The following is a 12555-nucleotide window of genomic DNA, read 5'->3' as shown; positions in this document are numbered from 1 at the left end:
CGCTTCCGTGCCTCGGGTAGTAGTTACCGGCCCTGCCAACCCCGTCGGGTAGTACTTGCCCACGCACCAGGGGGGCGCGCGAAGCGACCCGCCGTCCTTGGCGACCTGCCGCGCGGCGAGCGCACCTCCCGAACCCCAACGCTCAGTTCGCGCGACCTGAACGTAGAACTCACACGACCTGAGCGTTGAACTCACCCAACCCTGGCGTTCGACTCGCGGGGGGTGCCCGAATTGCCCTCTAGTCGGATTGTTCAACAATCCTCTACGGTGTGGGGCAGGGCACACCCACACGCCTGCGAGGTGAACGCATGAGCACCACATCGACCACCAGCACCGACGAGGGCCGCTTCGCCTGGTTCCGCACCCTCGGCCGCAACGGCAAGCGCGCCTTCATCGGCGCCTTCGGCGGCTACGGCCTGGACTCCTACGACTTCCAGGTCCTCCCGCTGGGCCTGGTAGCCATCACCGCCTACTTCGGCATCAGCAAGGGCGAAGCGGGCCTGCTCACCACGGTCACCCTGGTCGTCTCGGCGATCGGCGGCGCCGTCGCGGGCATCATGGCCGACCGCATCGGCCGGGTCCGCACGCTGATGATCACCGTCGTCACCTACGCCGTGTTCACCGTCCTGTGCGGGTTCGCCACCAGCTACGAGACGCTGCTGGTCTTCCGGGCACTGCAGGGCCTCGGCTTCGGCGGCGAGTGGGCGGCGGGCGCGATCCTGGTCGCCGAGTACTGCAAGCCGCGCTACCGGGGCCGCACGGTCGCGTTCATCCAGAGCTCGTGGGCGGTGGGCTGGGCGCTGTCGGTGCTGGTCTACACCGCCGTGTTCGAGCTGTTCGACCCGGACGTGGCCTGGCGCGTGCTGTTCTGGACCGGCGCGCTGCCCGCCGTGCTGATCATCTACATCCGCCGCACCGTCCAGGACGCCCCGCAGGTCACCGAGAAGCGGGCGGGCAGCGCGCGCAGGGGCTCGTTCGCGGCGATCTTCAAGGGCGACCTGACCCGCACCACGCTGTTCGCCTCGCTGCTGGCCACCGGTGTGCAGGGCGGCTACTACACGCTGGCCACCTGGCTGCCGACCTACCTCAAGACCGAGCGCGGCCTGACCGTCATCGGCACCGGCGGCTACCTGGCGTTCCTGATCTCCGGCGCGTTCGTCGGCTACGTCACCGGCGGCTACGTCACCGACTGGCTGGGCCGCAAGAAGACCTTCGCGCTGTTCTCCGTGCTCTCCGCCGGGCTGATCCTGCTCTACACCCAGATCCCCTCGGGCGCGAACACCGCCGTGCTGTTCCTGGGCTTCCCGCTGGGGTTCTGCATGTCGGCGATCTTCAGCGGCTTCGGTTCGTTCCTGGCCGAGCTGTACCCGACCGACCTGCGCGGCACCGGGCAGGGCTTCACCTACAACTTCGGCCGCGCGGTGGGCGCGCTGTTCCCCACGCTGGTCGGCTTCATGGCGGAGAGCATGGGCGTGGGCGGCGCGATGGTGTTCGGCGCGGTCGCCTACGGCATCGCCGTGCTGGCGCTGCTGGGCCTGCCCGAGACCCTCGGCCGGGAGCTGGCGTGACCCCGGCGGAGGTCCGCGCGCGGGCCACCGGCCCGACGGCGGGGCTGGCGGAGGGCTACGCGCAGGCCAACCTGATCGCCGTGCCCGCCGACTGGGCCTACGACGTGCTCCTGTTCACCCAGCGCAACCCCCAGCCCTGCCCGGTGCTGGACGTGACCGACGCGGGCAGCCCGCGCACGGTGCTGGCGCCGGGCGCGGACCTGCGCACGGACCTGCCGCGCTACCGCGTGTGGCGCGACGGCGAGCTGGTCGAGGAGCCCACGGACGTCAAGGGGCACTGGCGCGACGACCTGGTGGCGTTCCTCATCGGGTGCAGCTTCACCTTCGAGGCCGGGTTGCGGCGGGCGGGCGTGCCGCTGCGGCACGTCGACCAGGGGCGCAACGTCAGCATGTACGTGACCGACCGGCAGTGCCGCCCGGCCGGGCGGATGCGCGGGCCGGTGGTGGTGTCGATGCGCTGGGTGCCCACCGCGCTGGTGGGGACGGCGCGGGAGGTCACCGCCCGGATGCCCGCCGTGCACGGCGCCCCCGTGCACGTCGGGGACCCGAGCGCGCTGGGCATCGCGGACGTGGGCAGGCCGGACTTCGGCGATCCGGTGACGCCCGAACCCGGTGACGTGCCGGTGTTCTGGGCGTGCGGGGTGACCCCGCAGGCCGCGCTGATGGCGTCCGGACCACCGTTCGCCATCACCCACGCGCCGGGCCACATGTTCGTCACGGACGTGCCCGACTCGGCATACCGGATCTAGTGCCGCGACGGACACCGCGACGGCGGTGGCCGGGTTCGGCTTGGCGCCCGCGCGCCCGCCCCGAATGACCGGGGGTCACGTGCCGTCGCCTGGTCTCACCCATTCCGGGACGCGCCCGTCCCGGTCCAGAACCAGATCCGTTTGTCCGGGCTTTCGGGTGAGAACGGTTTCCTCGATGTGCACGGAGAGGAGGTTGAACGCGCCCGCCACCCGATCGCTGTTCGGCCACAGGGCCGCCGCGTCGCTGTAGAGGAGCGGGAGGTGCTGTTCGAGCGCGCTCTCATCCACGAACAGCCGGACTGGCGGTTCCAATTGGTCATCCCGCCACGCCGTGATGACCAGCACTCCTTCCTCGGAGTGGTAAGCGGCTTGTCCGCCGGCCAGGTTCAGCCGGCGGACAAGCTCTCCGAGCAAGCCCGGTTCCCGCATCAGCACACGCCGGTGGGCAGGGTGCTCGACTTCGGGAACGAGGTGATGATCTTGCCGTCCTGGGAGGCGATGACGTTCTGCGAGCAGTACTTGGCCATCACGTTCCCCTCCGAGTCCGCGATCCAGAACGACCCCTGGTAGAGGAAGGTGTCGTTGGCGGGCCGGTAGTCCACCCGCTGCGGGTAGTCAAGACCGTGCTCCAGCGCGAAGTCGGCCATGTCCCGCCAGTTCCACCCCACCATGAAGGCGATGTTCTCCCAGTCGGTGATGTGCCGGTCCTTGATGTGACGGTAGCCGTATCCGGCGGTGCCGCACAGCAAGTCGGAGATGTGCCAACCAGGCCCCCCGTCGGGGAGACCCGACCCGAGCGCGAACCGCCTGACCAGCTTGGTCTCGGAGTCGGAAACGCCGCACGCGGCCCACACCGCCTCCGCGTGAACGGGCAGTGCCGCGCCGGACGCCGTGTGGATCGTGTAGCCCGCGACCGCGGCGCCCGCTTCCCGCCCTGCCGCGGCCGACGCGACTGACGCGACTGACGCGGAACTCGACGCCGGGACAACGACCCCGATCGTCACGAAGGTCGCGCCGAGCGCGACACCAAGGCGCGTCAAGAATGATCGACAACCCATGATTCCCCCTGTTTCCCCCATTTTGAAGAGGGTTCCGCCACTGTGGCCGCAGCGGGGGGAATCGACCGAGGCGCGACGCGCCAGATGTTCGACGTCGAGCAAACCCGAAAACCGGCACACCCCTGTCACGAACTCGCCGGATACCCCCCAGTACCCCAGAACCCCCGTGCGGACAACCATGCCACGGAGCTTTACGAAAAGAAAGAGCACCCCACCAGTTCACCCGGACGGACGAAACCCCGTTCCTCGTCGGGACCACATCGGAACGGAATTCGCAGTGACGACCGCGCCGGTTGGGATATTTCGTGATAGCTGGAATATTCCGGATGCCAAGAACAATCGCGGGGGAGGTCCCGCTACCCGTCACCAGCGGGCGCGGAAGCGCATGCGCGGTCGCTGCTCAAACCGCCACCGATCGGCTCCGCCGCGACTGCCGAGCACGCCACCCGCGCAGCAGCGGCCATCCCGCGCCGGCGAGCGCCATGAGCGCGAACAGCGCCTCCAGGACACCGCCGAACCTGGTCGCGAGGGTGGTGTCCGACCTCAGCGGCACGCTCTCCACGAGCAGGTCCTCGGTGAACATCCCGGTGGAGCGCACCACGCTGCCGTCGGGCCGCACCACCGCGCTGACGCCGCTGATCGCCGCCACGACCACCGCCCGGCCGTGCTCCACGGCGCGCAGCCTGGCCATGCCCAGCTGCTGGTAGGTCATCTCGCCGGGCCCGTACCAGGCGTTGTTGGTCGGCACCACGAACAGCCGGGCGCCCTCGGCCGCGCTCTCCCGCAGCACCGCGTCGTAGGCCGCCTCGTAGCAGATGCCCACGCCCACGCGGGTGCCCGCGATGTCGAACACGCCCGGCTCGGTCCCCGCGCTCAGGTCGGGCGCCTCGGCGAACGGGGTGACCAGGGTGGCCAGCGAGCGCATCGGGATGTACTCGCCGAACGGCACCAGCTCCTGCTTGGCGTAGCTCGGGCCCGCGCCGGTGCGCGGGTCCCAGGCGATGACCGCGTTCTCCTCCCGCCCGTCCACCCGGCGCAGCGCGCCGATCAGGGTGGGCACGCCCAGCTCCGCGACGGCCCGGTCCAGCACCGGGTCGCGCTCGCCCGCGCCGGTCGCGCTCTCCGGCCACACCACCAGGTCCGGCCGGGGCACCTCGCCGGCGCGGATCCTGGCCGTCAGCTCGGCCGTGGCGCGCAGGTGGTTGCGGCGCAGCGTGTCCCGCTCGTGGAGCAGCCCCAGGCCCACGTCCGGCGCGTTGCCCTGCACCACGGCCACCGTGCGCTCGCCGTGCTGCGCGTCGACGCCGACCAGGGGAGTCACGGCCAGCGCCGCGGCCAGCGGCAGCACCGCCCAGGCCCGCCGCGGGTCGCGGGGCCGGGCCGCCCACGCCGCCACGCCGAAGCCGGTCACCACGACCGCGAACGACACCAGCGGCGCGCCGCCGATCGCCGCGAGCGGCAGGTACGGCCCTTCGACCTGGCCGAACGCCACGCGCCCCCACGGGAAGCCGTTGGCGGGCACCCGGCTGCGCGCGCTCTCCTGGAGCACGAACAGCAGCGCCGCCCACACCGGCGCGGCGGGCAGCCGCGCCACCAGCGGCACGAGGGCGCACGTGGCGGCCGTGAACAGGGCCATCAGCGCGGACAGCCCGAGCCAGGGCGGCAGGCCGAAGTCACGCCCCAGGAAGTCGTTGATCCACAGCAGGTGCGGCAGGAAGAACCCCAGGCCGAACACGAAGCCCAGCAGCGCCGCGCGGCGCACGCGCACGCCGCGCAGGGTGAACCACAGCACGGCGAAGGCGACGATCGCGGTCCACCACAGCGTGCGGGGCGGGAACGCGACGTGCAGCGCCACGCCCGCCAGCGCGGCGGCGGCGTAGCGCGCCAGACCGGGCACGCGCTTGGTCACCGCGTCGATTCCCGCGCTGATCCCCACGTGCACTCCGATCCGGACTTCGGGCCAGTACCGCGCCACCCGGCGCAACCGCAAGTACTACCCGAACACTCGCGGTAGTCACTTGCTCGCGGCAACCGAGGGGGTGTTCGCGGACGTGGCCGGGGAGCGCCGGTCGAGCTTGCGCAACACCAGCAACGCCAGGCCGACCAGGGCGATTCCCGCCGCGTAGCCGAGGACGAGCTGGCCGACCCGGCCCGCGAAGTTGCCCGCCAGCGGCGGGATCAGCACGGCGAAGACCGCCACGAGCGCGGCCAGCCGGGTCCGCGCGCGTCCGGCGGGCAGGCACGCGGCCAGCGGGACCACCGCCCACAGCAGGTACCAGGGCTGCACCACCGGGCCGAGGACGACGAGCAGGCCCAGCACCGCCCCGAGGCAGGTGATCTCGTCGATCCGCCCGCGCAGCTGCCGGTGCAGCAGGACCGCGATGCCGACCGCCGCCAGCGCGGAGCCGATGAGCTTGCCCACGCCGATCATGGTCTGGGTGATGTCCGCGCCGAACAGCGCGCCGATCCCGCCGGTCAGGAAGCCGAACCAGTTCGTGGGCGCCATCCAGCTGTTGACGCTGCCCGGCGTGCCCAGCGCCCGCAGCCAGCCGAACCCGATGCCGGTCAGCAGGGAGACCACGACGGACACCACGGCGAAGGCGAGGACCATGCCGACCCCCGCGAGCAGGAACTGGCCGAGCGAGCCGCCGCGGCGGCGGGCCAGCGCGGTGCCGACCACCGCCAGCGCCACCAGGGCGGGCAGCTTCACCTCGGCCGCGAGGGCGATGAGCACGACGCCGCAGAGCAGGGGCCACCACCGGACCCGCTCCCGCAGCGCCTCCAGCGCGACGGCCGTGCCCACGAGCATCAGGCCCAGCATCAGCGAGTCGTTGTGGGCGCCGCCCACGAGGTGCCACAGGACCAGCGGGTTGAGCGCGCCCAGCCAGAGCGCGGCGCGCCGCGACGCCCCGGCCGCGTCGGCGAGCCTCGGCAGCGCCCACACCAGCAGGACCAGCCCCAGCACCCCGACCAGGCGGTGCAGCAGGACGCCCATCACCGGGTCGCCCGCCGAGACCTGCGTGACCACCCGCTCGACGGCGCTGAACAGCGGGCCGTAGGGCGAGGGCGTGTCGCGCCAGTAGACGCCCACCCGCGCGACGACCTCCGAGGTCGCGCCCAGGGCCTGCGCGGGACCGGTGGTGCTGGGGTCCAGACCGCGCGCGGCGATCTCGCCCTGCGCCAGGTAGCTGAACACGTCGCCGCTGAACAGCGGCGGGGCCAGCAGCAGCGGACCGCACCACAGCGCCAGCGTCCACCGCAGCCGGTTCGCGGTCGGCAGCGGCGCACGGCCCAGCAGCGCCCACGACAGCACCACCAGACCGAGCCCGGCGACCCCGGCGGCCAGCGACGGCGCCACCCGGCCGGGGAAGGCCACGCCTGCCCAGGCGGCCGCGGTGAGCAGCAGCACACCGCCGAACCCGGTCCAGCGGAGCAGGTCGGGCGACGCGGCCGACGGCGTGGGCGAGCGGTCCAGCGTCGAGAGCGACACCTGTCCTCCGGGGAAGTGGTGCGCGGATCGGCCCGCAGGCGGTGCGCACGATGAACTGGTGATCGACATGAGCGCGATCATCATGACTGGTGGGGAGATCACCGCGGATCGCACTGGGGTCGCACGGACCCGTACGACCTCAGGAGGACCCTCCGGCGGTCGGGGCGATCAGCCCAGCCTGCGGCCCAGGTCGTCCATGCCGTTCCAGGCGGCCAGGCAGCCGTAGGCCAGCGCCGCGCCCAGCGGCCAGGCCAGCACGCCCCACCAGGTCTCCAGGTCGGGCGCCTTGGCGATCACGTCGCCCACCGAGGGCGCCGCGCCCAGCGCGTAGCGGCCCGCCGCCGCGCCGATGCCGGTGCGCTGGGCCAGGAAGGCCGCGAGCGCGCCGCCCAGCACCGCCCCCAGCATCACCACCGGCCCGCGCCGCTCGCGCAGCGCCCACACCGCGATCCCGGTCAGCAGCCCGGCGCCGAGCCCGATCAGCACGAACACCATCAGCGCGTCGAGCCGGTGGTAGCTCTCCCCGGTCACCGGGATCAGCGCGCTGTCCTGCTGCACCACCACGTTCTGCGCGGGTGCCAGCCACGCCCACAGCCACCCGGTGGGCAGGCCGAACAGCGCCACCGTCGACAGCACGCCGAACGCGGGCAGCAGGTCCCTCCGCACCACCACGCGCGGCCTGGGCGGGACGTAGTAGTAGGCGAACACCTCGGGAGCCTCCGGGAACGTCCCCGCAGGGGCCGCCTCCACGGGCGGCTGCTGCCCGCCGACCGGTTGTTCCGCCACCCACGACCTCCCCAGCACCACGACGACGCAGGGAGGTTACCGCGCGGAGTGGATCTCCCCGTGGCGGCTGCACGACGCGGTCCATCCGGCGGGGGTGACCTGGACGACCATCCGCCGCGCGCACCGCTGGCAGAAGCGCGGCGGGTCGATCACGCCCAGCCGCCGCGCGCACGCCGCGTGGTCGGCCTCCCCGGTCGGCTTGCCGCAATAACCGCAGTACGTCACAGCGTCTTGCTCAACTCCTTGATCGGCATGGACAGCTCCTGGAGCATGTCCAGGTCCTCCTGCGCGGGGCGGCCCAGGTTGGTCAGGTAGTTGCCGACGATGATCGCGTTGATCCCGCCCAGCATCCCCTGCTTGGCGCCCAGGTCGCCGAAGGTCAGCTCACGACCGCCCGCGAAGCGCAGGATGGTGCGGGGCAGGGCCAGCCGGAACGCCCCGACCGCGCGCAGCGCGTCGGGCCCCTCGACCACCGGGTAGTGCTCGTAGGGCGTGCCGGGGTTGGGGATCAGGAAGTTCAGCGGCACCTCGTCGGGCTCCAGCGCGGCCAGCTGCACGGCGAACTCGGCGCGCTGGGCCAGCGTCTCCCCCATCCCGATGATGCCGCCGCAGCAGACCTCCATGCCCGCCTCGCGCACCATCCGCAGCGTCTCCCAGCGCTCCTCCCAGGAGTGCGTGGTGACCACGTTGGGGAAGTGCGAGCGGGCGGTCTCCAGGTTGTGGTTGTACCGGTGCACGCCCATGGCGACCAGCTCGTCCACCTGCTCCTGGGTCAGCATCCCCAGCGAGCAGGCGATCTGGATGTCGTTGCCGTCCTCGCGGATGGCCTTGATGCCCTCCCGGACCTGGGAGAGCAGCCGCTGGTCGGGGCCGCGCACGGCGGCGACGATGCAGAACTCGGTCGCCCCGGTCTCGGCGGTCTGCCTGGCCGCCTTGACCAGGCCGGGGATGTCCAGCCAGGCCGAGCGGACCGGGGAGGGGAACCGGCCGGACTGGGAGCAGAAGTGGCAGTCCTCGGGGCAGCCGCCGGTCTTGACCGAGACGATGCCCTCGACCTCGACCTCCGGGCCGCACCAGCGCATCCGCACCCGGTGGGCGAGGTCGAGCAGGTCGCCGATGCGCTCGTCGGGCAGCTGGAGGACCCGCAGCACCTGCTCCTCGGACAGCCCGACACCGCGTTCCAGCACCTGCTCCCGCGCGACGCTGAGCACGTCGAGCTGTTCCGGGGCTGTGGTCACTGCTCCTCCTCGGTGTCGGGCTCGGGTTCCGGCTCGGGGCCGGCTCGGGCTCCGGGCCAGTGTGCCCCACTGATCGGCCGCGCGGGCGCGACGTCGGTCACTGGGCGGTCATCCGCCGGGAGGTCACTGGTCGGGCTGGTGGGCGTGCGGCGCCGCGTGCTCCTCGGTGAACCGCTCCGGGTCGAAGGTGCCGCCGAACCACGGCGACAGCGCCGCCGTCGCGACCTCCAGGAACCGCGCGCGGTCCAGCGCCGTGGCCCCTTCGGGCAGCGCGCCCAGCAGCGGCGCGCCCGCGGCCTCGGGCAGGTCCACCAGGTTGCAGCGGGCGGCCAGGTCGGGCTCGGCGGGCCAGCGCCCCACCACGACGCCCACCGACTCCAGCCCGCGGCGCAGCAGCGCCTCGGCGGTCAGCGCGGTGGTGTTGAGCGTGCCCAGCCCCGCCTGGGCGACCACCAGCACCGGGGCGTTGAGCGCCCACGCGGCGTCGGCGATGGTGGAGCCCTCGTCGTCGAAGCGCACCAGCAGCCCGCCCGCGCCCTCGACCAGCACCAGGTCGTGGTCGCGGTGCAGCTCCGCCGCCGCGGCGGCGACCTGCTGGGGGCGCACCGGGGGCTCGCCCGCCCGGCGGGCGGCCGTGGCGGGGGCCAGCGGTTCGCGGTAGCGGCGCAGCTCGCGGGTGGTGACCGGGCCCGCCAGGCGCACCACCTCCGCCAGGTCGCCCGGCTCGTGCGCGGCGACTCCGGTCTGCGCGGGTTTGAGCACGGCGACCCGCTGCCCCCCGGCGGCGGCCACCGCCGCGAGTGCGGCGACCACCGCGGTCTTGCCCACCTCGGTGCCCGTGCCTGTGATCACGAGGACGCTCACGGCCGTTCACCCTACGGCCGCGCGCGGCGCGGTCACAGGTGGAGTTCTAAAGTCACCGTCATGGGTGAGATCGTCCTGTACGGCGCGGACTGGTGCGGGGACTGCCGCCGCGCGAAGGCATGGCTGCGGGAGAACGGGGTGCCGTTCACCGAGGTGGACGTGGAGCACGACGAAGCGGCGCGCGAGCGGGCGGTCGAGATCGCGGGCGGGCGCAAGAACATCCCGGTGGTGGTCCTGCCCGGCGGGCGGGTGCTGGTCGAGCCGACGAACGTCGAGCTGGCCGAGGCCGTGCGGGCGGCGACGGCCTGACGCCGAGGCCGGGTCAGCCCGCCTTCGCCGCCGCGGCCACCGCGGCGGCGATGGCGGCCACCTCCTCGTCGGTGCAGGTGAACGGCGGCATCGTGTAGACCAGGTCCCGGAACGGCCGCAGCCACACGCCGTGCTCGACCGCGGCGGCGGTGGCGGCGGCGATGTCCACCTCGTGGTCCAGCTGCACCACGCCGATCGCGCCGAGCACCCGCACGTCGCCGGGCGCGCCCGCCAGCCCGGCGCGCAGCCCGGCCTCGATCCGCCGCACCGCGCCGCGCCAGTCCGACGACAGCAGCAGCTCGACCGAGGCCAGCGACACCGCGCAGGCCAGCGGGTTGCCCATGAACGTCGGACCGTGCGCCAGCACCGGCACCTCGCCCAGGGAGATCCCGTCGGCCACCCGCGCGGTGCACAGCGCGGCGGCCATCGACAGGTAGCCGCCGGTCAGCGCCTTGCCCACGCACATCACGTCCGGGCTGACGCCCGCGTGGTCGGCGGCGAACAGCTCGCCGGTGCGGCCGAAGCCGGTGGCGATCTCGTCGAAGACCAGCAGCACGTCGTGCGCCAGCGTCAGCTCCCGCAGCACGTGCAGGTAGCGGGGGTCGTGGAAGCGCATCCCGCCCGCGCCCTGCACGACCGGCTCGACGATCACCGCGGCCAGCTCGTCGGCGTGCCGCTCGACGAGCTGGGCCAGCTCCGCGACGTAGGCGGTGTCCAGCTCGGCGGGCGGCGCGGAGGCGAACACCTGCTCGGGCAGCACCCCGCGCCACAGCGCGTGCATCCCGCCCTCGGGGTCGCACACCGACATGGGCTGGAAGGTGTCGCCGTGGTAGCCGCCGCGCCAGGTCAGCAGCCTGCGCTTCTCCGGTCGCCCCTGGGAGCGCCAGTACTGCAGGCACATCTTGACCGCGACCTCGACCGACACCGAGCCCGAGTCGCACAGGAACACGTGCTCCAGCGGGTCCGGGGTGATCTCCACCAGCTTGGCGCACAGCGCGACGGCGGGCTCGTGGGTCAGGCCGCCGAACATCACGTGGCTCATCCGGTCCAACTGGTCGCGCACCGCGGCGTCGAGCACCGGGTGCCGGTAGCCGTGGATGGCCGCCCACCACGAGGACATGCCGTCGATCAGCTCGCGGCCGTCGTCCAGGCGCAGCCGGACACCCGACGCCGAGGTGACCACCAGCGGCGAGCGGGTGCCCGGCATGGGCCCGTACGGGTGCCAGACGTGCGCCCGGTCCAGCTTCAGCAGCTCATCGCGCTCCACGGGGTGCGAGGTTAACCGGCAGCGAGTACAGGCCGCGGATCAGCGTGCCCTCCCGCCACCGCAGCGTGTCCGGGTCGGCCGCGAGGGACAGGTCGAACCGGTCCAGCAGCGAGCCGATGGCGATCTCGCCCTCCATCCTGGCCAGCGGCGCGCCCAGGCAGTAGTGCACGCCGTGGCCGAAGGCCAGGTGCCCGCCCGCGGGCCGGGTGATGTCGAGCTTGTCCGCGTCGGGGAACCGGTTCGGGTCGCGGTTGGCCGAGGACAGCGCCACGAAGACCAGCTCCTCGGCCGGGATCACCGTGCCGCCGAGCTCGACCTCCTCGGCGGTGTAGCGGACGGTCGCCTGGTTGACCGGTCCCTCCAGGCGCAGGAACTCCTCGATCGCGTTGGGCAGCAGCGAGCGGTCCGCGCGCAGCGCCGCCAGCTGGTCGGGGTTGCGCAGCAGGTGGTAGGTGCCGTTGCCGATCAGGTTGACGGTGGTCTCGTGGCCCGCGATCAGCAGCAGGAACGCCATCGCGATCAGCTCGGCGTTGTTGAGCTGGTCGTCCTCGTCGCTGGCGTGCACCAGCGCGGAGAAGATGTCGTCGCCGGGGTGGGCCCGCTTGTGCTCGACCAGCTTGGCCAGGTACTCCGCCATCGCGGCGCCCGCGTCCCTGGTGGCGATCGGGTCGGTGCCGCCGACCAGGGTGTTGGACCACTCGCGGAACTGCTCGCGGTCGTCCATCGAGACGTCGAGCATCTCGCAGATCACCGTGATGGGCAGCGGGAAGGCCAACGCGTCCAGCAGCTCGACCTCGGACTTGCCGTCCATCGCGTCCAGCAGCTCGTCGGTGATCTGCTGCACGCGGGGGCGCAGCTGCTCGACGCGGCGGGCGGTGAAGGCCTTGGTGACCAGCTTGCGCAGCCGGGTGTGGTCCGGCGGGTCCATGTTGAGCATGTGGTGCGCGAGCGTGTCGTTGAACTGCACCCGGTCGGCCGGGTCGCCGACGAAGTGCCGGTCGATCAGCCGCTCGTCGCGGATGTCCTTGCGGAAGCGCGGGTCGGCCAGCGCGATGCGCGCCTCTTCGTAGCGGGTGACCAGCCAGACCTTCAGGCCGCGCTGCAGCACCACCTGGGTGGCGGCGGCCTGCTCGCGCATCAGGGCGTGGATCGAGTGCGGGTCGTCGAAGTAGTCCTGCTCCAGCCGCGGCACCTCGATGGTGGCATCGCCCACCGGAACCCCCTCC

Annotated in this window: 13 protein-coding genes; 3 read left to right on the top strand and 10 right to left on the bottom strand. The window is 72.8% G+C overall.

All coding sequences use genetic code 11. From position 1 onward, the window contains the following. Window positions 1-308: 308 nt before the first annotated feature. Entirely contained in the window at window positions 309-1568 is a 1260-nt protein-coding gene (locus tag IEZ00_RS10860) for an MFS transporter (protein WP_189223048.1), read from the top strand. Beyond that, window positions 1565-2317 carry a putative hydro-lyase gene (locus IEZ00_RS10855; RefSeq protein WP_189223047.1) on the top strand — a complete coding sequence of 251 codons (753 nt, stop codon included), beginning with the start codon at window positions 1565-1567 and terminating at the stop codon, window positions 2315-2317. The genes IEZ00_RS10860 and IEZ00_RS10855 overlap by 4 nt, the downstream gene beginning before the upstream one ends. 75 nt (window positions 2318-2392) lie before the next feature. Here IEZ00_RS10855 and IEZ00_RS10850 read toward each other — a convergent pair whose 3' ends face one another. From IEZ00_RS10850 to bioD, 8 genes are all read right to left on the bottom strand, one after another. Further along, entirely contained in the window at window positions 2393-2746 is a 354-nt protein-coding gene (locus IEZ00_RS10850) for a hypothetical protein (RefSeq protein ID WP_194523936.1), read from the bottom strand. After that, window positions 2746-3066, bottom strand: coding sequence for a hypothetical protein (locus IEZ00_RS36435; RefSeq protein WP_209621770.1), 321 nt, complete (start codon window positions 3064-3066; stop codon window positions 2746-2748). The genes IEZ00_RS10850 and IEZ00_RS36435 overlap by 1 nt, the downstream gene beginning before the upstream one ends. A gap of 709 nt (window positions 3067-3775) precedes the next feature. Further along, a complete protein-coding gene (lnt, locus tag IEZ00_RS10840; protein WP_229795407.1) occupies window positions 3776-5311 on the bottom strand; it encodes an apolipoprotein N-acyltransferase in 1536 nt (511 codons plus the stop codon). 78 nt (window positions 5312-5389) lie between these two features. Next, a complete protein-coding gene (mptB, locus tag IEZ00_RS10835; protein WP_229795405.1) occupies window positions 5390-6865 on the bottom strand; it encodes a polyprenol phosphomannose-dependent alpha 1,6 mannosyltransferase MptB in 1476 nt (491 codons plus the stop codon). Between the two features lie 168 nt (window positions 6866-7033). Continuing rightward, the gene (locus tag IEZ00_RS10830) at window positions 7034-7651 is read right to left on the bottom strand and encodes a DUF2567 domain-containing protein (protein ID WP_229795403.1); all 618 of its coding nucleotides are present in this window, start codon (window positions 7649-7651) and stop codon (window positions 7034-7036) included. A 36-nt stretch (window positions 7652-7687) separates the two neighbouring features. Beyond that, entirely contained in the window at window positions 7688-7876 is a 189-nt protein-coding gene (bsaP, locus tag IEZ00_RS10825) for a biotin synthase auxiliary protein BsaP (RefSeq protein WP_189223043.1), read from the bottom strand. After that, window positions 7873-8889, bottom strand: coding sequence for a biotin synthase BioB (gene bioB, locus IEZ00_RS10820; protein ID WP_189223042.1), 1017 nt, complete (start codon window positions 8887-8889; stop codon window positions 7873-7875). Before bioB ends, bsaP begins: the two co-directional genes overlap by 4 nt. A gap of 123 nt (window positions 8890-9012) precedes the next feature. Continuing rightward, complete coding sequence (gene bioD, locus IEZ00_RS10815) at window positions 9013-9753, bottom strand: dethiobiotin synthase (RefSeq protein ID WP_189223041.1); 741 nt, start codon at window positions 9751-9753, stop codon at window positions 9013-9015. A 60-nt stretch (window positions 9754-9813) separates the two neighbouring features. Between bioD and IEZ00_RS10810 the strand changes: the two genes are divergently transcribed. Continuing rightward, the gene (locus tag IEZ00_RS10810; protein WP_189223040.1) at window positions 9814-10062 is read left to right on the top strand and encodes a glutaredoxin family protein; all 249 of its coding nucleotides are present in this window, start codon (window positions 9814-9816) and stop codon (window positions 10060-10062) included. A 13-nt stretch (window positions 10063-10075) separates the two neighbouring features. On the opposite strand, the gene IEZ00_RS10805 is transcribed toward IEZ00_RS10810, so the two are convergent. Together IEZ00_RS10805 and IEZ00_RS10800 are read right to left on the bottom strand one after the other, a co-directional pair. Continuing rightward, complete coding sequence (locus tag IEZ00_RS10805; protein WP_189223039.1) at window positions 10076-11329, bottom strand: adenosylmethionine--8-amino-7-oxononanoate transaminase; 1254 nt, start codon at window positions 11327-11329, stop codon at window positions 10076-10078. Further along, complete coding sequence (locus IEZ00_RS10800) at window positions 11316-12542, bottom strand: cytochrome P450 family protein (protein WP_229795401.1); 1227 nt, start codon at window positions 12540-12542, stop codon at window positions 11316-11318. The genes IEZ00_RS10805 and IEZ00_RS10800 overlap by 14 nt, the downstream gene beginning before the upstream one ends. Window positions 12543-12555: the final 13 nt, after the last annotated feature.

The organism is Saccharothrix coeruleofusca (assembly GCF_014648515.1).
Taxonomy (GTDB): domain Bacteria; phylum Actinomycetota; class Actinomycetes; order Mycobacteriales; family Pseudonocardiaceae; genus Actinosynnema; species Actinosynnema coeruleofuscum.
Note: the sequence above shows the minus strand (reverse complement) of the source record. Positions and strands in the feature narration are given on the sequence as shown.